This is a genomic window from Synechococcus sp. UW179A (assembly GCF_900473965.1).
GTDB lineage: Bacteria > Cyanobacteriota > Cyanobacteriia > PCC-6307 > Cyanobiaceae > Synechococcus_C.
Genome location: NZ_UCNJ01000012.1, coordinates 1 through 20,947 on the forward strand (window position 1 = coordinate 1; position 20,947 = coordinate 20,947).

Annotated in this window: 21 protein-coding genes and 1 pseudogene; 11 read left to right on the forward strand and 11 right to left on the reverse strand. The window is 47.3% G+C overall.

Going from position 1 to position 20,947, the window contains the following annotated elements:
- Positions 1-93: 93 nt before the first annotated feature.
- Positions 94-363: a collagen-like protein gene (locus DXY31_RS16775; protein WP_170953551.1), complete on the forward strand. Its 270-nt coding sequence runs from the start codon at positions 94-96 to the stop codon at positions 361-363.
- A gap of 104 nt (positions 364-467) precedes the next feature.
- Here the strand turns inward: DXY31_RS16775 and DXY31_RS17315 are convergent, their stop codons facing one another.
- Both DXY31_RS17315 and DXY31_RS04400 read right to left on the reverse strand, forming a co-directional pair.
- Entirely contained in the window at positions 468-671 is a 204-nt protein-coding gene (locus tag DXY31_RS17315) for a hypothetical protein (protein WP_206749792.1), read from the reverse strand.
- A gap of 97 nt (positions 672-768) precedes the next feature.
- Complete coding sequence (locus DXY31_RS04400) at positions 769-1,215, reverse strand: hypothetical protein (protein WP_114992529.1); 447 nt, start codon at positions 1,213-1,215, stop codon at positions 769-771.
- A 368-nt stretch (positions 1,216-1,583) separates the two neighbouring features.
- On the opposite strand from DXY31_RS04400, the gene DXY31_RS04405 reads away from it, so the two are divergent.
- Together DXY31_RS04405 and DXY31_RS04410 are read left to right on the forward strand one after the other, a co-directional pair.
- The gene (locus DXY31_RS04405) at positions 1,584-1,847 is read left to right on the forward strand and encodes a Nif11-like leader peptide family natural product precursor (protein ID WP_114992530.1); all 264 of its coding nucleotides are present in this window, start codon (positions 1,584-1,586) and stop codon (positions 1,845-1,847) included.
- Between the two features lie 163 nt (positions 1,848-2,010).
- Positions 2,011-2,277 (forward strand): Nif11-like leader peptide family natural product precursor, encoded by a 267-nt coding sequence (locus tag DXY31_RS04410; protein ID WP_114992531.1) that lies wholly within the window; start codon positions 2,011-2,013, stop codon positions 2,275-2,277.
- A gap of 933 nt (positions 2,278-3,210) precedes the next feature.
- On the opposite strand, the gene DXY31_RS16780 is transcribed toward DXY31_RS04410, so the two are convergent.
- From DXY31_RS16780 to DXY31_RS17520, 4 genes are all read right to left on the reverse strand, one after another.
- Positions 3,211-3,372, reverse strand: coding sequence for a hypothetical protein (locus tag DXY31_RS16780; RefSeq protein WP_170953552.1), 162 nt, complete (start codon positions 3,370-3,372; stop codon positions 3,211-3,213).
- Positions 3,373-3,557: 185 nt separating this feature from the next.
- Positions 3,558-3,962, reverse strand: a complete 405-nt coding sequence (locus DXY31_RS04420; protein WP_244279533.1) for a sigma factor — start codon at positions 3,960-3,962, stop codon at positions 3,558-3,560.
- Positions 3,963-4,070: 108 nt separating this feature from the next.
- On the reverse strand, positions 4,071-4,592 hold the full coding sequence (locus DXY31_RS04425; protein WP_244279534.1) for a YqhA family protein: 522 nt from the start codon (positions 4,590-4,592) through the stop codon (positions 4,071-4,073).
- Between the two features lie 56 nt (positions 4,593-4,648).
- Positions 4,649-4,789, reverse strand: a complete 141-nt coding sequence (locus DXY31_RS17520; RefSeq protein WP_244279535.1) for a hypothetical protein — start codon at positions 4,787-4,789, stop codon at positions 4,649-4,651.
- 178 nt (positions 4,790-4,967) lie between these two features.
- Between DXY31_RS17520 and mfd the strand changes: the two genes are divergently transcribed.
- From mfd to DXY31_RS04445, 4 genes are all read left to right on the forward strand, one after another.
- Positions 4,968-8,510 (forward strand): transcription-repair coupling factor, encoded by a 3,543-nt coding sequence (gene mfd / locus DXY31_RS04435; protein WP_114993050.1) that lies wholly within the window; start codon positions 4,968-4,970, stop codon positions 8,508-8,510.
- Between the two features lie 94 nt (positions 8,511-8,604).
- Positions 8,605-8,772 (forward strand): hypothetical protein, encoded by a 168-nt coding sequence (locus DXY31_RS16785; protein WP_170953553.1) that lies wholly within the window; start codon positions 8,605-8,607, stop codon positions 8,770-8,772.
- A 120-nt stretch (positions 8,773-8,892) separates the two neighbouring features.
- Positions 8,893-9,387 carry a hypothetical protein gene (locus DXY31_RS04440; protein WP_244279537.1) on the forward strand — a complete coding sequence of 165 codons (495 nt, stop codon included), beginning with the start codon at positions 8,893-8,895 and terminating at the stop codon, positions 9,385-9,387.
- 46 nt (positions 9,388-9,433) lie between these two features.
- Positions 9,434-9,973, forward strand: a complete 540-nt coding sequence (locus tag DXY31_RS04445) for a hypothetical protein (protein WP_114992542.1) — start codon at positions 9,434-9,436, stop codon at positions 9,971-9,973.
- Here the strand turns inward: DXY31_RS04445 and DXY31_RS04450 are convergent.
- Positions 9,964-10,659 (reverse strand): annotated as a pseudogene (locus DXY31_RS04450) (S41 family peptidase); the annotation flags it as partial. The gene DXY31_RS04445 and the pseudogene DXY31_RS04450 sit on opposite strands and share 10 nt — an antisense overlap.
- 186 nt (positions 10,660-10,845) lie before the next feature.
- On the opposite strand from DXY31_RS04450, the gene DXY31_RS04455 reads away from it, so the two are divergent.
- Positions 10,846-11,583, forward strand: a complete 738-nt coding sequence (locus DXY31_RS04455; protein WP_244279539.1) for a YkgJ family cysteine cluster protein — start codon at positions 10,846-10,848, stop codon at positions 11,581-11,583.
- Positions 11,584-11,886: 303 nt separating this feature from the next.
- On the opposite strand, the gene DXY31_RS04460 is transcribed toward DXY31_RS04455, so the two are convergent.
- The 3 genes from DXY31_RS04460 to DXY31_RS04470 form a co-directional block, all read right to left on the reverse strand.
- Complete coding sequence (locus DXY31_RS04460; protein WP_114992546.1) at positions 11,887-12,279, reverse strand: hypothetical protein; 393 nt, start codon at positions 12,277-12,279, stop codon at positions 11,887-11,889.
- Positions 12,280-12,360: 81 nt separating this feature from the next.
- The gene (locus DXY31_RS04465) at positions 12,361-12,801 is read right to left on the reverse strand and encodes a hypothetical protein (RefSeq protein ID WP_137024898.1); all 441 of its coding nucleotides are present in this window, start codon (positions 12,799-12,801) and stop codon (positions 12,361-12,363) included.
- A 265-nt stretch (positions 12,802-13,066) separates the two neighbouring features.
- Positions 13,067-13,519, reverse strand: coding sequence for a hypothetical protein (locus DXY31_RS04470; protein ID WP_137024899.1), 453 nt, complete (start codon positions 13,517-13,519; stop codon positions 13,067-13,069).
- Positions 13,520-13,674: 155 nt separating this feature from the next.
- On the opposite strand from DXY31_RS04470, the gene DXY31_RS04475 reads away from it, so the two are divergent.
- From DXY31_RS04475 to DXY31_RS04485, 3 genes are read left to right on the forward strand one after another with little or no spacing between them, the layout of a single operon-like run.
- Positions 13,675-15,138 (forward strand): hypothetical protein, encoded by a 1,464-nt coding sequence (locus tag DXY31_RS04475; RefSeq protein WP_114992551.1) that lies wholly within the window; start codon positions 13,675-13,677, stop codon positions 15,136-15,138.
- 5 nt (positions 15,139-15,143) lie between these two features.
- Positions 15,144-17,396: a peptidase domain-containing ABC transporter gene (locus DXY31_RS04480; protein ID WP_114992553.1), complete on the forward strand. Its 2,253-nt coding sequence runs from the start codon at positions 15,144-15,146 to the stop codon at positions 17,394-17,396.
- Positions 17,389-19,557 (forward strand): peptidase domain-containing ABC transporter, encoded by a 2,169-nt coding sequence (locus DXY31_RS04485; RefSeq protein WP_114992556.1) that lies wholly within the window; start codon positions 17,389-17,391, stop codon positions 19,555-19,557. The genes DXY31_RS04480 and DXY31_RS04485 overlap by 8 nt, the downstream gene beginning before the upstream one ends.
- A 14-nt stretch (positions 19,558-19,571) precedes the next feature.
- Here DXY31_RS04485 and DXY31_RS04490 read toward each other — a convergent pair whose 3' ends face one another.
- On the reverse strand, positions 19,572-20,924 hold the full coding sequence (locus tag DXY31_RS04490; RefSeq protein ID WP_114992558.1) for a S41 family peptidase: 1,353 nt from the start codon (positions 20,922-20,924) through the stop codon (positions 19,572-19,574).
- Positions 20,925-20,947: the final 23 nt, after the last annotated feature.

Sequence of the window (20,947 nt, forward strand, 5' to 3'; positions counted from 1 at the left end):
TCAGGGCAACGATGATCACCTTGGTGAGCTTCTGTTTCAGCCCATCGAGGTCTTGTCAACGCTGGGGGTGGTGCTCACCACACCACTGAACGTGTGAGCGGATATGGACAACCCTTTGGGATTAAACCTCCGGAGCATTTGAGAGGTCCTAGAGGTCCACAAGGTCCTCTAGGTGAAAAAGGTCCAAGAGGTGAATCACCAAAAGGTCCTCAAGGTCCTGAAGGTAAAAAAGGTCCTACAGGTGCCATAGGTGAAACCGGCGTGCCCGGTCCTGATATTGATATGGAACCTGCACTAAAAGACAAACTCAAATCTCTGAAGGCACTTTTAGAGCGTCTTGAACAGATTCACTCAAGTAAGTGAGTTCAATAGGAGCACTCCCACATCAAACTTTTTTGGTGTGGGAGTGCTCCCTTCTTAAACAGTTACAGGTAGACACCTGCTTAACTTACTTTGCATCTGCAATTCTATTCACAGTTCAAATCCAAAAGTGTAAATACTCTTGCTAAGCGTTCTTTCCCCAAGGGAACATTAGCGTCGTAATCTTTCTCAAGTGTTTCTAGCATTTTAAAATATAATTCTTTGGCAATACACTTGTCTATTGCTCCATCGTTCCCAGGAAGACAGATATTATTTGCTACAGCAGCAATATTTTGACTTTTTATCTCCACTTCACTGCAAGCAGTTGCTGGGGTCGCAAATAAGAGGCTTAGAAGAAGGACTAGTTTTTCATTAGTTCATTGTATCCCGCATCTTTTGCATCAGCAATTAATAATCTTTTTCATAGCGAAAGTGTTTGACAACCTTTTGGTTAGACCTTACTAACTCTCCATTGCCCATTATTCCTTTCTGCCTCATCTCTTCTGTATAACCAATATACTCCTTTTTATCTTCGTCTGGACTGCATCCTGCAAATAGCATTAACTTACCTTTGTCTTCTTTATCCCTTTTTGCTTCTAGTTGCTCTACTTCTTTTTCAAAGTCTTCAAGTTTGAAACCTTCTTTTAAATCAACAGTAACCCCCTTATCGGATTTGCTTACATTAAAGTATTTGTCTTCAAGTGCATAATATTGCTCATCGATGTCTTTTGATTGAGGCCTGATTGATCTGGTGGTCTCAGCCCATTTAATACAAGCATCATTGGCTTCTTGTTTTGTCTTGTATCTACATCCAACTAAAACAAGTATTAGCAGAAGAGGCGCTAGGCGACTCATGGCTTCATCATTCAAAAAATTCTATCTTAGGATAACAGCAAAAAGCCTTTGATGTTTTCGTCTATTTGACACATCAAGCTTAACCGTTTCTAAGCGGGTTATCTATGTACTTCACGGATAAATGCTGTGCCGAGATAAAACTATTAATGTGAATAGCAGTAATGAAAAAATCTAGGCGATATCATCATGACACTTGGAAGCTAAATAGATTTGCTCTAATACCCTCTGAGAGGGCTTCGTAAGCGTATCTGGCAGGCTTTAAGTATCTATTAGCTGTCATCCATTCATCTAGGTATGTGACACCTTCTAGAGCCTTAATTGTTCGTTTCAGAAGGTTTGGCTAAGATAAAATATCTGCAATAATCCAAATGTCAGAAGAGCAGCTCAAAGCCTTCCTTGAAAAAGTCAAGGGCGACACAAACCTTCAGGATAAGCTCAAAGCTGCAGCAAATGCCGATGCAGTGGTAGCAATTGCTAAAGAATCGGGATTTGTGATTTCGACGGATGAATTGAAGAAAGCCGAAGCAGAGATTTCCGACAAGGAACTTGAAAAAGCAGCTGGCGGCGATTGCATTTTAACCCACAAAATTATTGAAGATTATACAAATTTATCCTGCTGGATAATCTGTTAATGGCGACCTTTTGATGCGACGGGTCCAACAGGAGTGTGTAATCACTGCGCTACAGATAATGAAAACATCAGCCTCTAGTGCCTGGCACCATTGAGCGCAGTAAGCATAAGCCAAAGACACTGCAGCAGACCGTTGCTATGACTGCTGGACAGGCCTCATACCCATGTCAGAAGAGCAACTCAAGGCATTTCTCTCCAAAGCCAAAGGCGATTCCAGTCTTCAGGAGAAACTAAAAGCAGCTAAGTCACCTGAAGATGTTGTAGGTATTGCTAAAGAACATGGTCATGAATTTACTGCTGATAAGATTAACCAGCTCAGTGAAGAGGAGCTAGAAAGTGTGGCTGGTGGTGCAAATATTTGCACTGGTTGCCAAATTGCAACAACTTGCATAGATGATAGCCAGATGCTTAAATATACTAATTCTGGCTGAGGAGCATTGGTCTTCAAAATGACAGAAATCTCTGCATTCAAATATGCGGATTTTATTGATTTAGAAAACTCATAAATTGCCTCCAGTATCTAATGCGATTGTGCGCAGTTTTGGAAATAATGCCCAAACTAAATCGCAGTCTTACTTGCTAAATTTTGGCATAATTTCCTGATGCCTATTATCGTATGTGGAAGGAGGCAAATTCCTCCAGGGCATGGGTGCGATCCTCTGTAAGTACCTGCACGCCAGGACATAAGGCAAGGTATTTAGATCACCAAGTGCCATTTCGGCAGCTTTCCGAAAGGATGCAGATGACCACACCTACTGCGAATACTTGCATCTGCTAATACTATTGATGATGGTCATTGCTATTTAGATATGTAATCTAATGGTTCGACACAGTCGTGCCGCTGAACAGGCAGTGCCAGCACATAACACCACTATGTTGCACACTGGCTCTACAATCGCCCGTAACAGGCCTAAGGCATGTTACGGGCAGGGATTTTCTCCTAAGCACTGCCTTCCGCTTGATACAGGTGCATACAGATGCCATTCGTATCGATATAACTGGGATCTCAGGCGCTCAGCTGCTAGGTGCATGCCAGCCATTCACTGCTACCCATTCAAACAGTGCTTGTTATCGCTGTGTTGGACATGGTTCCTGCAGTTTCTAGTGAATTGAACTGTTGACTGGCTAATAGATAGCGACACAATGACTGGTGCTATGTATAAACAATAGGCACTATCCATGGTGTGCAAATTTTAAGAGTATCGGCTAGAATTAAAGGTTGATTATCTTTCATCAGTTTTGTATTTATTTCCTTTCTTTAGTGGACATGAAAGAAGAGGAGAGATTTGCTCTTGCCCTCCTCTTTCTTTATGCCCTATTCTTATCATTCTCCAAAGCAATCAATCAGGACCAGGAGTATCTCGTTAATCAGGACCACCAGGGTCCCATGGTGGTGGTGGTGGCATCCCTTCTAGTCCAGAACCTCCTCCAGATATTCCCTCTAGGTCTTCCTCACTCAACTCTTGCTTGAGTTCAGGTGACTCCTTCTCTTTCTTGTCGTCCTTGATGTTCTTGGGGTCTTCCATGGTGTTGCTACAGGCCTTGTATTAGTGATAGCAACGCTGTTGGCTGCTGGCATGCCAACCACAGGTTGTGACTATTTGATAGCTGAGGTGATAGGCAATGCCTGAAAGGTGTAGTTGGTATTTACCGATTTGTTCACTAGCTGTTCTCAATACCAACTGCTTTTTGCGATACCAACAGCAGAAGTTCATACCAGCGCCTTACCAGCTGCAAAGCACCGTTGAGAGTCACTGCTACTACTCAGACCATGTGACAGCCAGGGGATTCGCAAGATTTGCAGCCTGTCTCTGCGGTAATGCTTGATCTGCCCTGTGATCCTCGGCATCGCGTAGCTGCTGATGCGGTGGCCGCGACCGGCCTCAAAACGTTCAAGAGCGCGAATCAGCCCATAGCGGCCTTCTTGCACCAGATCGTCCTGTTCGCCAGATCCGTTGTGCAGCAGACGGTTGGCACCGAGATGGGCCAGTCCCAGGTGCATCAGCACAGCGTCATTCCGTTGCAGGATGTGGGCAGGGATTGGGCGGCGGCGTTCATGACGTCGTTGTCGTTCAAGCCGTCGTTGAATGGCCGCTGGTGGTGTGCTGGTGGTCATGATTGACATCAAGCAGGAACCCCTTCACGGTCTGCTGAGTCCTGGTTGGCTCACCTCCCTCCTGCGGATGAAAGGATTCGTCCTTGGGGGGGATGAATGGGCATTGCATCAGTGCTTGCCGGTGCGCCCGATCAAGTAGGAGCTGAACGCCAACATGAGCACACCTGCGCAGTACTGAATCAGTTCGGTGATCGAGGTCACCTCAAAGCTCACCATCACCTTGAACGCCGTCACGATCAGGGCAACGATGATCACCTTGGTGAGCTTCTGTTTCAGCCCATCGAGGTCTTGGATGTTGAGCAGGTTGCGTCTTGAAGTCGATGCATCGTTCTGTCGCGGGTCGATGTCGGAGATCACCAGCTCGTAGATGCCGTAGCCGAAAATCAGCAGGGCGATGCCGATCAGGTAGTAGTCGATGCCTCCCACCACCTTTCCGATCAGCAGAGTGCTGTTGTCATGGGTGAAGTCACCTCGAAAGACTTTCTGGAGAACGCTGATCTCTGCATAGGTCCCGATCACAAAACAGCTGATGCTCCCCAGCAGGCTCATCAGAACGGGAATCAGCGTGACCAGTCGGAATTTCCAGATCAGCCCTTCAAACCTGCGTTCCAGTCGGTTCGATCGGTTCATGCTCGGCTTGTTCATGGGGGGCTTGGTCTGGAATCGGGCAGCTGTGGAGGGATGACTTAAGCGAGGGTCTCCGATCTGGGAGGTCTGGTTGGAGGTGGCGGGCCCAGAAGCGCTGGTATGGAGAGTCCCACAAGGGCTGAGCTCACAGCCAGAAAAACAGCCAAGGGAAGGGGCTTGATCAGTGGCTGCCGTTCCATCACGGTTCCGCAACGGGAGCAAACAGGCAGGGCCCCTTTTGGCGGGTGCAGAACGACCGCTGGACCACAACAGCAATCAGGGCAGCGGAATCGAGGCATGGCCGAAGAGCGCGTCGTGATGCACGCAGTGGCGAACAGTGAATTGCGACAATCATGCGTTGCCGTCAGTGGTCCTGCCATGCCCCTCAGCTCCCTGGTGCGCCTGCTGCAGTGCTCAGCGCTGACCAGTGAGCTCGGCGAACGCATCGATCGGCCCGATCGGCTCTTGCTCCGCGGAGGCGGCCGGGGAGCAAGGGCTCTTGTGGCTAGTGCCCTGGCGCGGCAACAGGACCGGCCTCTGCTAGTGGTCGTGCCGACCCTCGAGGAAGCGGGTCGTTGGACGGCTCTTCTGGAGCTGATGGGTTGGCGCAGTGCCCAGCTCTATCCCACCAGTGAAGGTTCGCCTTATGAACCGTTTGATCCCACCAGTGAAATCACCTGGGGGCAGTTGCAGGTGCTCAGTGAGTTGCAGCTCGATCAACAGAGCCGTGATCTGGCGATTGTGGCCACTGAGCGTTGCCTGCAGCCACATCTGCCTCCGCCGCAGGCTTTGTCTGATCGATGCCGAACCCTGCGTAAGGGTGAGAGCGTCGACCTTGAAGCCTTGGCCATCAGCCTGGCCCAGCTGGGTTATGAACGGGTTTCAACCATCGACCAGGAAGGCACCTGGAGCCGCCGTGGCGACATCGTTGATGTGTTTCCTGTCAGCAGTGAGCTGCCAGTGCGTCTGGAGTTCTTCGGTGATGAGCTCGACAAGCTGCGTGAATTCGATCCCGCCAGCCAGCGTTCCCTCGATCCAATCGAGAGTCTGCGACTGACGCCGACTGGATTCAGTCCCTTGATCGCTGAACAGCTGCGCGATGCCATGCCCGATGGTTTGGATCTGCTTCTGAGTGAGGAATGTCTGTCTGAACTCCTGGATGGGGGCACACCCGAAGGCATGCGCCGCCTGCTTGGTCTGGCTTGGCAGCAGCCCGCTTCCTTGCTCGATTACCTCCCGGATGGCTGTTGTGTGGCGATCGATGAGCGACGCCATGGCCGCTCCCATGGAGACCAGTGGCTCGACCATGCCAAGGAGCATCACGACGAACTGGCGTTGCCGTTGCCGATCCTGCATCGCGACATCGAGGAGGCGATGGGGCTGGCAGAAGCGTTTCCTGGCTTTGATCTGGCTGAGTTGCAGGAAAGTGATTCCCATCCCAACGCCTTTGATCTCAACAGTCGTCCTGTGCCGGCCTATCCCAATCAGTTCGGAAAGCTTGGTGAACTGATCAAAAGCTATGGGAAGGAGAAACAGGCGGTCTGGCTGCTGTCTGCCCAGCCGAGCCGAGCCGTTGCTCTGCTCGAAGAGCATGACTGCATCAGTCGCTTCGTTCCCAATTCTGCGGATGCGCCCGCGATCGAGCGTTTGATCGAGCAAGGAACACCTGTGGCTCTGAAGACCCGTGGCACCGCTGATCTCGAGGGGCTGCAGCTTCCTGCCTGGCGGGTTGTTCTCATCACGGATCGCGAGTTTTTCGGCCAGCAGACGCTCACGAGCACTGGCTATGTGCGCCGCCGCCGCAAGGCGGCCAGTCGCACGGTGGATCCCAACAAGATGCAGCCCGGGGATTTCGTGGTGCATCGCAATCACGGCATCGGTCGCTTCCAGAAGCTGGAGAAGCTGGCGATTAGCGGCGAGGTGCGTGATTACCTGGTGGTGCAGTACGCCGACGGCATCCTGCGTGTGGCGGCAGACCAGCTGGGCAGCCTCGGCCGTTATCGCGCCAACAGTGATGCTCCACCCCAGCTCAGCAAGATGGGTGGATCGGCTTGGGTGAAGGCCAAGGAGCGTGCTGGCAAGGCCTTGCGCAAGGTGGCGCTCGACCTGGTGAAGCTGTACGCCGAGCGACATCAGGCGCCAGGCTTCGCGTTTCCTGTTGACGGCCCCTGGCAAAACGAGCTGGAGGAGTCATTCCCCTATGAACCGACCCCAGATCAGCTCAAGGCCACAGCGGATGTGAAGCGGGATATGGAGAAGTCGCAACCAATGGATCGGCTGGTATGCGGCGACGTGGGCTTTGGTAAAACCGAGGTGGCGATCCGGGCCATTTTCAAGGCAATCACGGCCGGCAAGCAGGTGGCGATGTTGGCTCCCACAACAGTGCTTGCGCAGCAGCACTGGCGAACGCTTTCCGAGCGTTTCGCGCCCTACCCCATCAAGGTGGCTCTTCTGAATCGCTTCCGAACCACCAGCGAGCGCAAATCGATCCTTGAAGGTCTCAAGCAAGGAACCATCGATGCTGTTGTTGGAACGCATCAGCTGTTGAGCAAGAGCACGGTGTTCGACAAGCTCGGCCTGCTGGTGGTGGATGAGGAACAGCGCTTCGGTGTCAACCAGAAAGAAAAGATCAAAGCACTGCGCAAGGACGTTGACGTGCTGACACTTTCAGCGACACCGATTCCGCGCACGCTTTACATGAGCTTGTCAGGAGTGCGGGAGATGAGCCTGATCACCACGCCTCCCCCACTGCGCCGTCCGATTAAGACCCATCTGGCCTCCCTTGATGAAGAGGCGGTTCGCAGTGCCATCCGTCAGGAGCTCGATCGCGGTGGGCAGGTGTTTTATGTGGTTCCGAGGGTCGAAGGGATTGAAGACGTGGCTGGTCAGCTGCGTCAGATGCTTCCCGGCCTGCGTCTGCTCGTGGCGCACGGTCAGATGGCCGAGGGTGAGCTGGAGAGCGCCATGGTGGCATTCAACGGCGGAGAAGCTGATGTGATGCTTTGCACCACGATTGTGGAAAGCGGACTCGATATCCCCCGCGTCAACACAATTTTGATCGAAGATGCCCATCGATTCGGTCTGGCGCAGCTTTATCAGCTGCGGGGACGTGTCGGTCGCAGTGGCGTGCAGGCTCATGCTTGGTTGTTTTATCCAGGCAACGCCTCCCTCAGTGAGGCGGCACGGCAGCGACTGAGGGCCATTCAGGAATTTGCCCAGCTGGGCAGTGGTTATCAGCTGGCGATGCGGGATATGGAGATTCGCGGGGTTGGAAACCTGCTGGGAGTCCAGCAGAGCGGGCAGATGGAAGCCATTGGTTTTGATCTCTACATGGAGATGCTCCAGGAATCCCTGGCCGAGATCCAGGGGCAGGACATCCCAGCGGTCGACGACACCCAGGTGGATCTACAGGTCACTGCGTTCATTCCCGCCGACTGGATCACTGATGCCGACGAGAAGATGGCGGCCTATCGATCGGCAGCAGAGTGTGTCACCAGCGAGTCTCTGGTTGAACTTGCCGCGATCTGGGCCGATCGCTACGGCGCTCTGCCCGGTCCGGTTCAGTCGCTGCTGCTGCTGATGGATCTGAAGCTTCTGGCCAAACGCTGCGGTTTTTCACGCATCCGTCCAGAGAAGCCGAACATTGCCTTGGAAACACCGATGGAAGAGCCGGCTTTCCGCTTGTTGCGCCAGGGTTTGCCGCAGCATCTCCATGGTCGGCTTGTGTATCAGCCTGGCTCTGGTGCAACGGCCAAGGTGATGGCCAGAGGTCTCGGCGTGTTGCCGATGGAGAAGCAGCTTGATGAAATCAAGAGCTGGCTTGAGCAGATGGCAGCTCAGATTCCTGATGCCGATGGACTCACCGCCGACGAGCGTGACAAGCAGCAAACTGAGCGTAATCAGGCCGTTCTCAGCGTTTAACGCTTGGCCCTGATCGCGCTCGACGGGCCAAAATGAGAAAGTTCCTACACAATGCGCAATTCTTCGTTACACTACGCCGAGATAATCAGACCTCGTGGGCGAATTCATCGATCCGATCAGCACAGTGGGTCCAATGGGTCTCTTTTCAAGCCTGATTGGTGCTGCCGCTCTTGGCGTCTACGCCCTCTGGCAAGACGATTCAAAGAACAACGATGACGATGATTCCACGCCTGGTGGTGGCTTGATGCAGCCAGTGGCTTGACCTGCTTTACACCCTTCAAATTGTTCTCAGTCACATTCCCTCATAACCATCACCCATTTGGGTGATGGTTTTTTTGTATCCCCATAAGAGCTTGGAACAGTCCCACGCTGTTCAGGGCATTTGAACCGACCTTTACTTCGATGTTGGTGGTGTTGGCTTCCAGTGGTCTGCCTGCCCTTTCTTCTTGCCATTCCTGCGCAGGCGGCGTCCTGGGAGGCCATCGATGTGTTGCGCAACAAGCTCACGCGGGCTGGCGTGCGCGTGGTTCAGAAAGACTGCTCTCAACGTGGGCTTCAGGGCCTGTATCACCCAAGCAGCGACACCCTTGTGGTCTGTCGGGCGCACAAGTCCCCAGCCCAGGTCTGGGACACCCTTGCCCATGAGGCGACCCATCGTATGCAGCGCTGCGCGGGAGGCCCTATTTCGGATCAGAAACACCATCGCGCCATGTATTCAGCGCTTGCGCGCAGTCATCCGGCCGAAGTGCGTTCGATCCGTGTGTATCCCCGTCAGCAGCAGTTAGCTGAACTAGAAGCCAGGTACACCGCCAAACTCCCTCCCCGCGATGTTCTGCAGCTGTTCGATCGCTATTGCGGAACTCAGGTCCGCGTCTGAACGACGCAGACACCACTTTTTTCACACACATCCACAGGGATCAATCATGAATTCATTACTGATGCAGCTGGCGCTGGCTGCGCTCGGTCAGTTCGGTGGCAATGGCCCCGTGCCGATGGGCGGTTTGTCCACCGGCGGTTTTCCCATGGGTGCTGTGCCGATGGGGGGGCTTCCCATCGGAGGCTTTCCTGCCGGCGGGGGACGTCCCGTTATGACCGTATCCAGGCCAATGCCCCGTTACCCCACGGCACCGATGCCAGGGCGAACCTCATCGCTTCAACTCGCTTCACTGGCCACAGCCACCTGTCTGCTGCGAGAGCGGCAGTTGAGCCGTGCGCAGGCTGTTGAGCTTCTTGACCGTCAGGGGCAGGTCTGGGGATGGGAACCGCGATGGGGACAACGGATTCAGCTCGCTGCAGTGGATGGTGCCATCAACGCTGCCGGAGGCTGCAGAAGCATGGTGCGTAGGATCAAGGACAGTCCAGTGTCCATGCCGCCGATGGCGACAGCTCCGGTGAATCAACGCCCGGTGCGCAGCGGCAGTCGCAGTGAACGGGAGGGGTTCGGGTTGTACCCCTACCGCTGAAGCGCGGAGTGGAGGTTTGCGGATCCCGGTTGATAGGCCTGACCGCGCCCCGGTGAGCGCAGGGCTTTGATCAAGGTGGTTTCGGCAGCTCGGTACTGACTGTCTTTGCCAGTGCCAAGCTGCTCGACGGTTAGCGATTGGATCTCTTGATCGCTCAGTTTTACGTCCACATCCGGGCGAATGCCGTTTTTGTGGATATCGGTGCCTTTGGGCGTGAGGTACTTGGCAATGGTGACCGTCAACCCGGATCCATCCGAGAGGCCGCGGACAGACTGGACCAACCCCTTCCCAAAGGTTTTCTGACCCACCAGAACGGCTCGCTTGTTGTCTTGGAGTGCGCCAGAGAGAATCTCGCTGGCACTGGCTGAACCTTCATTCACCAGCACCACAACAGGACTGTTGGTCAGTGCACTGCCAGTGGCACGTCGGACATCCTGGATGCCGTCTCTTGTTTTGGTGCTGACGATGGTGCCTTCATCTAGCCATTGCCGTGCAATGTCGATGCTGGCTTCCAGCAGCCCACCAGGATTACTGCGCAGATCAAGCACATAGCCTTAAGCACCTTCAGCCTCGAGTTCGCGGATCGCCGCCCGCATTTCTCTTGAGGCATTGGCATTGAACTGCTTCAGTCGGATGTAAACGATCTTTTGGCCGTTCTTGGTTGTGTTCAGTCGACTGTCAACAGCCTTCTGTATTCCAATTGTGCTTCCTTTTGTCTATCTCTCGGAGTGAATGTCGGATGCCTGACTCAAATCTCGGGATGACTGCAGAGGTAATGAGATCGAGCTACGTTAGAAAAAAGTATGTTGACAATGCCAACAAACCTTTGTGATGGTTGTCATGGTGGATGTTGCCGACACTACATCCTTCTAGTGACAGCATTTGACATTATTAGGATTGCTGATGCGCTGGGATTAAGAGAGGTCGATATATGTTCCTTTATCCCTATTAAGGATCAGGACCACTCGCAAGGCGTAATCCTCAAAGAAAATTCTAAACAATTTCCATTCAGCCTACTAACGTTGAAAAAAATAGACAGTGAGGTTATTAAAGGGTCAACGCGCTGTCTTTTTCTTGTTGAAGGTCGCCGCAAGCAACCTTTAAATGGACATGAAACCAATGACCATCCAGGCCAGAACTACTTTGGTAAATGTGGAATCTATCCATTACGACCATTGATGTGCCAAACGTACCCTTATGCGATGGCTAATGATAACGACATGTCATTGATTTCACGCAGCATCAGTGAAGAGAGAATCCTAAAGAATGGATATGAATTATGTCCGTCAACTATGAACTGGCCGTGGGGAGAACAAAACAGCTTCTCTGATGTTGATAGAATTTCTAGCCAACTTGCTCGTGAACAATTTGAACTAAATACATATAAAAGGTTTGTTAAAGTTTGGAACAATAGTGTTAACCTTCATAGTCAAAATGAGTTTTTTAAATTCATGAGAATTGAATGGTCCAACCTGATTAAACGCGGAGCTTGTGAAAATTTTAACGCAAATAATGTTGGAATATTGACGGGTTCTGATGCCATCAGGCAAAATAACAAAGTGCTTAGTCGACTCGATCAAGCTATTAAAAAGAAAAAACTAAATCAATAAGAAGATAAGAGATAGAAAGTAATTAATTGATTGATTGACGCCAACTATAAGATTCTGGTTTAACGATTATGCTAAAGTATTTTTACTGCTATTTGGAGAATGCTTGTATAAGTTGAAATAAAATTTAGATTATTTTTCAATGAGTTTGAACTTAAAGCTTGTAAATCTGATGTGATAAGCCAACAACTCTTGCGAAAATAAAGGCTTTCTAAACATATTTCAAAGTACTGTGCATTGATCATTTTCCAGTTCGTGATAAGGAATGATCAGGCGCACCATTGGTTCTCTGCGTTCCAACTACCCCTACTCAACCCCTTGATCTGGATTAGCCGGTATTTTTGTTGCAATCGGTCTAGCTGGCCCACCGACCTGTGAATGACCGATCCCCTTTCTTATGCGTGCTTTTGCTGCTATTGTATCCGGCGAAAATAGTCCACCTGCGACAGATTCTAATTCATCTAGGTCCATATCCTCAGGAACAGTTGGAATGGGTAAAATAATGGATCCCGCAGGTTCTTCAACAATTTTGAAATCGATATCTTTTAAATCTGATTCATCAAGATCAGTAAGACGAGCAAGAATAAATGATTTTGGATCTTTGATCAATTCTTCCTTTAGACTCGGATCTTCATAAATGCATGATGCAACATGTTCACGCAATGAAGAAAGAATAGAGAGATCTTCTTGAACAGTCATGGTGCAATAGGAAGCTTTTGACTGAAAAGACCAAAGTGGAGTCGGATCACATAATACATTAATATGTTATTCAGATTTCTTTTATTCAGGACGAGTGTTTTGTGGGTTTTTTGTGTTTTTTGGACGTGCAAGGTCCCGCATGCCATCGTCGTTTAAAGCATTGATCGCAACCCCTGCGGCTACTGCGCCAGCTGCTGGAGCTGCTGCTTTGGAAACTGCTGTGATTCCGGCTGCTATTGCCTTGGCAGTAAAGATGAATCCACCTGCGACAGACTCTAATTCATCTAGATCCATATCCTCAGGAACAGTTGGAATGGGTAAAATGATGGATCCCGAAGGTTCGTCAACAACTTTGAAATCGATATCTTTCAAATCTGATTCATCAAGATCAGTAAGACGAGCAAGAATAAATGATTTTGGATCTTTAATCAATTCTTCCTTTAGACTTGGATCTTCACAAATGCATGATGAAACATATTCACGCAATGAAGAAAGCATAGCGAGTTCTTCTTGTACAGTCATGTCGCAGTAAAAATACTGCTTTAAGCTAACGCCGCGGAAAAGAGTGAATTGTATTAACCAATACTTTCAATGGATTCTGAGTGATATTTGCGTTAGAGCAAATAAACAAAAATAAATTATTAAATTCTTTCCGTTATTGGCAACGTTGTTGCTAAGAACAATTTTATGAGTTGTTGATCATGCGCGCAAACTTCTGGAAAAAAATCAGAATTTTGGTCATCAATATGATATTCAGATTTCTTTTCTAAGACGTTAAATTTTTTGATTATTCGTTGTTGCGTGCATCCCTAATTGCATCATTGGCTTGCCCGGCTGCAACCCCTGAGGCAGTTCCAATCGCTACCGTGCCAGCTGGTGTTTTTGCTGCTGCAGTTGCTGCTTTGGAAGCTGCTTTGATTCCGGCTGTTATTGCCTTGGCAGTAAAGATGAATCCACCTGCAACAGACTCTAATTCATCTAGATCCATATCCTCAGGAACAGTTGGAATGGGTAAAATGATGGATCCCGAAGGTTCGTCAACAACTTTGAAATCGATATCTTTCAAATCTGATTCATCAAGATCAGTAAGACGAGCAAGAATAAATGATTTTGGATCTTTAATCAATTCTTCCTTTAGACTTGGATCTTCACAAATGCATGATGAAACATATTCACGCAATGAAGAAAGCATAGCGAGTTCTTCTTGTACAGTCATGTCGCAGTAAAAATTCTGTTTCAAGTTAACTACGCAGAAAAGAGTGAATTGTATCAACCAATACTTTTAATGGATTCTGAGTGTTGTTTGCGTTAAAGCAAACAAACAAAAATAAATTCTTAAATTCTTTCCGTTATTGGCAACGTTGTTGCTAAAAACAATTTCATGAGTTGTTGATCATGCGCGCAAACTTCTGGAAAAAAAATCAGAATTTTGGTCATCAATCGGCAGTTGTTATCGATATTCCAATCAAACTTACCCTTTTTGTTCTCACATTTTTAGGTGCTTGGACTGCATTATGGGCAGTCTTTAGCAAAATACCGATCAATGTAACTGCTGCTGGAATTTTAGTTCCATCAGAAGGTCTTATGGAAATCAAAGCACCCGGTAACGGGATGGTTCTTTTTCCATTTGAGAGTCGCAAAAATCCTTCAAATCAAGAACCTACACGCCCTTTAGACCGTACTGAGCTGATTCCTCCTGCCTGGAGCAAAGAGGCCTACGACTTCCAATGGGGTGTGTCGACAACCGAGCGTTCAACACTGAAAGCAATCCAATTGGCACGATCAATCGTTAATACGATTAATACTGCGACTTGGGCCAGAATCGATAGTAGTAGTCGTGGAGTGAATCTTCAACTTGAATATGGCGGAGATATAGAAGTCGAAAAATATGATCTTGTAGCACTTATCGACAATGCAGCTGTCAGAAATAATCTGATAACTTCTTATGATGAATACATCAAGTCTCAGTCTGTTTTTAAAGACAATCAAGTGATTCTTCGGGCTGACTTAGATAATGCCTTGAAGTTATATAAGACAATGCTAGAGAGATACGATGCCAATGTTTCTCTTCTTAAACAAGGAGCCGTTAATGCCGAGCAGATTCTCAGTTTACAATCAGATTACATTCGACAGGAAACTAGTATTAATGATTTACGACGTCAGCTTAAAAGTAATGAGGAAAAGGCGTTAAATACAGCCAACGAATTACTGTCATCATTAACTTCTTATCTTCAATCTTCTGCTGTTTATGCTTTGGAGGATGCACGAATCACCTCATTTAATGTTGGGCAGAGATCGACTGTTAGTCAAGGAGCACCACTAATGCTTTTAGGTTGGAAAAACGAATTATCTCCTGATGAGGTCCCCATTTTTCTGAACGAGCGTGCATTCGCACAAGTTGCTCCAGGTATGGAAGCTCTAATTACGCCAATAGGATTTAGTGCTTCTGAAATTGGTGGCATTCGAGGCGAGATAACTTCAATCGAAACTATGCCGTTGAGTACTGAGACTATTTCAAGACTTTTAGCTGGTAGTGGAACTACGAATTTATTGCAAAGAGGTTCTCCTAGCAATTATCTTGCTACCGTAAAGCTTTTACGATCTGATAGCGATCAGTTTCAGAAAACGATATCCAGATTTAGAGAGCAAAATGTAAATGATTTGACAGGCGGGTATGTTTGGAATAATAGAAGTGTGCCTCCAAAGCCACCGAGAGAAGGCATACTCTTCGATGTGCAGATAGTGACGAGAGAAATGTCCCCTCTTGAAATATTCTTACCGAAAATCAGGGAGCTTACTGGGTTAATTAGACCACAAAGATTTACTGACTTAGAAAATCAGAATCCATCTTTTGATTGATAAACATGTTGGGTCAGCAACGTTTTACTAAACGAAAGAAAGTTCCATCTGTTCTCCAATTTGAAGCTGTTGAATGTGGTGCAGCCGCATTGTCGATGATATTACGGCGCTGGGGTTTATATCTTCCTTTGAGCGAGGTTCGACTAGGCTGTGGTGTTAATCGCGATGGCTGTAATCTTAAAGATATTGCTCTGTATGCCCAATCCCTTGGTGTCAAGGTTCAAGGCAAACGTCTTCATTACAAACAGCTTCTGAAGCCGAACCAACCTATTTACCCCTGTATTGCTTTTTGGAACTTTTCTCATTTTGTTGTTCTTGAAGGTGTTGGAAGGAATGGAAAGATCTTCATATGTGACCCTGCTCAAGGTCACTACACACTGAGTGAATCAGATTTTTCAAAACGATATACCGGTGTCATCCTTGTTGCGACAAAAACTGATAGTTTTGTCGCTCGTGGAAAACCTGAAAATGAACTGGCTTCACTCATTTATTATCTGAACGATTTCAAATACTCTTTACTGGCCACTGCTGTATTGACCCTTGTATCCGTTATTCCTATCATCATTGTCGCTGGTTTAAAAGGAGCTTTTGTCAATCAGTTTCTAATAGATCGCCGATATGGTTTTGGAATACCAATTATATGGTTGACATTGGCGATGCTTTTATTGACATTTTTCACTTCGCTTACATATAAATTTATTTTTAGAAGAATGCTTTTGAAGTTGATGAGAAAGTTGTCAATATCTATCGCAAAGAAGGTTTTTACTAACGACTATAATTTTTATCTATCAAGGTTGCGTGGTGATATCGCGAGCCGATTTACTCTAGGAATTTATATAGCTCAGACTCTTATTACTGAACTCGTGGCATCTCTTCTCCAGGTTATTAGTGCTTTGCTGATATTACCAATTCTTTTTGTCATGTCGTGGCAACTTGCTCTTGCATCTGCTTTCTATGTTGTTTTTGCTGTTTTATTAATGACATACTTTGCTGCTACATTAAAAGATGTCAACCGATCTATTGATTATGATTCGGCAAAGGTTGAAGGGAAAATAGCCTCCTTTATAAACGAAAGAGAATTGATTGTTTCTACTAGTCAAGAGCAAAATATCATCTCCAATTGGCTTAATAGTTTTGCCTTGGTCTCAACTAAACTTCAAATAAATTTTGTCAAAGTTAATATTTTTGAGTTCGTGTTTTCATTCATGAATTCAGTATATCGCTATGGCACAATTGTTTTGTCTGGTCTTTTAGTTATTAAGGGAGAACTGAATCTTGCTGGATTTATGGCTTTTCAGGCTCTTCGTAGTTATGTCATTGATCCCTTGACTGGCTTAGCTTCCTTGTCGGCTAATCTTCAGGAAGCTGAGGCTTCCCTCGGGCGCCTCACAGATTTGTTTAGCGTTAAAGATGATCCCAAAGTAAGATCACTCAATTCAGTTCATTCACTTGTACGACTAACTGGAAAGATACCATCTTCGATTTCTTCCGAATCAGCTACAACGAAGCTACAGCTCGATCGCGTCTTAAATGGTGATCTAAATGTCAGACGTGTCTTTCTTCAATTTAGCAAGATCAGTAATCCCGTCATATCGGATATATCATTTACTCTAAAAAGTGGCCAGATGATGACGATCGTTGGCCCAAGTGGTTCTGGCAAATCAGTATTAATAAAGCTTTTAACGGGCCTTTATGACCCATCTTCTGGGAGTATTAATTACTCCCAAAAACATTGGCTTGACTATACTAATGAAGCGATCAGAACGCATATTGGATACGTGTCGCAAGAGACATCTGGATTTAGGGGTACAATTCAGGAGAATATTTCCATCTTTGATGATGGCATTCCATTAAATATGGTTCGGGAAGCGAGTCGGTTGGCTGAGATTGATCAAACCGTTATCTCCCTCGATCAATCCTACAATACTTTCTTAGGTGATGGTGGCAGTGGGTTGAGTGGTGGTCAATTACAGCGTCTTGAAATCGCTCGTGCAATTGTTCATCAACCTAAGTTGATTTTTTTGGATGAAGCTACAAGCAACTTAGATATTCCTACTGAAAAAAGAGTTTTGAAAAATCTTCGTGCCACAGGTGCCACTTTAGTATGTGTCGCCCATCGACTATTATCTGCAGAAATGAGTGATTTTGTGATGGTTTTAGACCAAGGTAAGGTTGTCGAATTTGGCTCACCTAGTGAATTAAGAAAGATGGATGGTATTTACACCAATCTATTAGAGCAGGAGAAAATCTATGACTGACAATAAAGGCAGCCGAAAGGAATCGCTGCAAATCTCAATTAATCGATCTGCAGACTCTCTGGATCTCTTCAATTCAAATACTTCACCAAATGATTGTGCTAATCCTACTCAGTCAAGGTTGATTCGTAGGATACGTAAAATTCTTTCAGTTGATCACACTCAGCCGATTCTAGGGGCTAATAATCTTGAAAAACTTTTAGAGATTAATTCGATTTTCTATCGGTTGGCTGAGGTTAATTCGAACAAAGAGTTTTCTCAGCTGCCTCATCTAAGATTTGATCTCAATTTAAAAACTGTTTATTTTGTGTATTTTAAGCAGGGACGTAGGAAGATTTATGATCCCCAAAATGATGTGTTTATTGACCCATCTAATCTTCGATCCATTGCAAGTCCACTTGTTTACGAACTCTACCCTTTGTTGCCATGTCAATGTAGATCACGTTGGCAATTACTTGGATTTATATGGCCAGCAATAAAGAATCAGTTTTACCCTGCATTGATCCTTTCTTTTCTTTTGGCCTTGTTGGCAATTACTTACCCTTATATTACCTCAAATATATTGGGTGATGTAGTTCCATCAGGGAATATTTCTTTGATTGTTAATGCTTTTGTGTTGGGTATGCTTATTGCTACCCTAACTGCTTTTTTTACCTGGTGGAAGCAATATCTTGTTGGTAAGGCTAATTTTTCTTTGACATTGCGCCTTAAGGTTGCAATCTATGATTGGTTTTTCAAAATTCCCCTCCGAAAACTATCGGATTTTACGAACGGAGATTTGGCACTTAGAATTTCGGAGTTGGAAACAGTTGCTGAATTTTTATCCTCCGCCCTTATTCAGGGAACTGCTGATATTTTCTTGCTTATAGGTTTTGGAGCAATGATGATCTATTATGATTACAACTTATCTTTTTGGTTGATCGCTTATACGTTTTTGTGCGCACTTCCGACAATTGTTTTTTCCTATAAACTTTCTTACTATGATCATAAAGTCCAAGGCTTATCTGGTGACTTAAGTAATTTTTCACTTGAGGCATTGGGGTCCATCGTTCAAATTAGGTCGTCTGGAGCAGAGTCTTTTGTTCTTCATAAATGGGTCACTGTCTTAAAGCAATTATCTACGGATCAATATAAATCCCAGAGTGTTGCTGATTTCTTTAGTGCTTTAACGACCGCATTAAGTTCTGGTGGTCAAATTTTTATCTATATTATTATTCTTTGGAGGCTATGGCATGCTGACTCTCTAGAGGATGTGTTGTTGACGACAACAGTATTTATTGTTTTCGTAGGGTCTTACGGTGAATTTAATCGAAGTTTCAATAATCTTCTCTATATCGCTCTCTCCCAGGTTACTGCTATCGAAGTTCGGTGGAAGAGGGTCTTGCCTTTGTTTGAGGCTAGCTTTGCTGAACATGAAAAATTGTCAGAGTTAGAATTCATAGATAAAAAACGCGTCACTGGTGATATTTCTTTCCGGCAACTATCTTTTTCTTATCCTGGTCAAACGATACCCTTGTTTGATTCTCTGAACTTTAATGTGCATCCTGGTAAGGTGAATGCGATTTTTGGTCCTAGTGGTTCTGGAAAATCGACAATTTTTAAATTGATCTTGCGGTTAGAGCAACCTACAAAAGGCTCGATTGTTATGGATACAAAGCCAATCGAAGACTTTTATGTTAAAGACTATCGCCGTCTTTTTGGTGTCATCCCGCAGAAATCATCGCTTTCAGCAGGTTCGATCCGTGATGCAATCCTTGCAGGTCAGGATTACAGTGATGATCAGATTTGGGAAGCATTGGAGCTGGTCAATATACAAGATGAAATTTTCAATATGCCAATGAAGCTTTATACAGTACTTTCGGAAGGTGGAATGAATGTCTCAGGTGGACAGCGTCAACGCATTGCTATTGCCAGGGCAATCCTTCAAAGACCTTTGTTTCTTTTAGAAGATGAGGCAACGAGCGCTCTAGATAATCAATCTCAAGCAATCATATCAAATAATTTGTCTAAACTGGGTATCACAAGATTAGTCATTGCTCATCGTCTGTCTGCCATTGCTCAGGCGGACCACTTGATTGTTATTAATGATGGGAAAGTTGAGGCTGAAGGTAGTTATGCATCAGTGATTGAAAGGAGTGAATTCCTTAACTCAGTCGTTAATTAATATCTATTGATGCCTTAATTCTTAAGCGCTGATTGCAGGTTGGCTGAGCCGGGCTGATACGCCTGGCCTCGCCCCGGTGAGCGCAGGGCTTTGATCAAGGTGGTTTCGGCAGCTCGGTACTGACTGTCTTTGCCAGTGCCAAGCTGCTCGACGGTTAGCGATTGGATCTCTTGATCGCTCAGTTTTACGTCCACATCCGGGCGAATGCCGTTTTTGTGGATATCGGTGCCTTTGGGCGTGAGGTACTTGGCAATGGTGACCGTCAACCCGGATCCATCCGAGAGGCCGCGGACAGACTGGACCAACCCCTTCCCAAAGGTTTTCTGACCCACCAGAACGGCTCGCTTGTTGTCTTGGAGTGCGCCAGAGAGAATCTCGCTGGCACTGGCTGAACCTTCATTCACCAGCACCACAACAGGACTGTTGGTCAGTGCACTGCCAGTGGCACGTCGGACATCCTGGATGCCGTCTCTTGTTTTGGTGCTGACGATGGTGCCTTCATCTAGCCATTGCCGTGCAATGTCGATGCTGGCTTCCAGCAGCCCACCAGGATTACTGCGCAGATCAAGCACATAGCCCTGAGCGCCCTCTTTCTCGAGCTCCCGGATAGCGGCTCGCATCTCCCGGGCGGCATTGGCATTGAATTGTTTGAGACGGATGTAGCCGACCTTCTTGCCATCGCCTGCTGTGTTCAGCCGACTCTCGACCGCATGAATTTCAATGCGTGCTCTCTTGAGAGGCACCGTGACTACTTCACCCTTGCGGCGCAGGCCGAGGGTGACCTGGGTGCCTTCCTGGCCACGGATTAACTTGACCGCATCCTCCGTGGTCATTCCTTTCGTGGATTGGCCGTCGATCGAAACGATCACATCCTTGGGCTGCACTCCTGCTCTGGAAGCAGGGGTTCCTTCAATTGGAGACACCACAAGAATCTCTTTGGTGTCTTTGTCCAGCGTGATCTGGATGCCAACTCCCGTGAGCTCGCCGGAGGTGTCGATCTGCATCTCCTTGAACTCTTTTGGGTCCAAGAAGCGTGTGTAGGGATCGTCGAGGCTGGCGAGCATGCCTCGGATCGCTTCATAGGACTCATCAGTGCCTGCATAGCTCTTGGCCAGCAGATCTCTTCTCAGGCTGGTCCAGGTTTCAGGGGAATACTTTCCTGAAGAGTCAAGAAAATCTCTGTAGACAATCTGCCAGACCTGGTCGATGACCTCCTTGGGGCTGTTGGTGATCGAGGAGGAATTGGTGCTGGGAAGTCCGAGGCCTGGCGCCGCTACAGCAATGGCTGTGGTCAAACCACCTGCTCCAAGAATCAGCAGCAAACCTCTGTGCTGTGACAAAGGCGATCGAGGACTTTTAGTGGTCATTGATGTCCTTCAGGCCCGTGTCC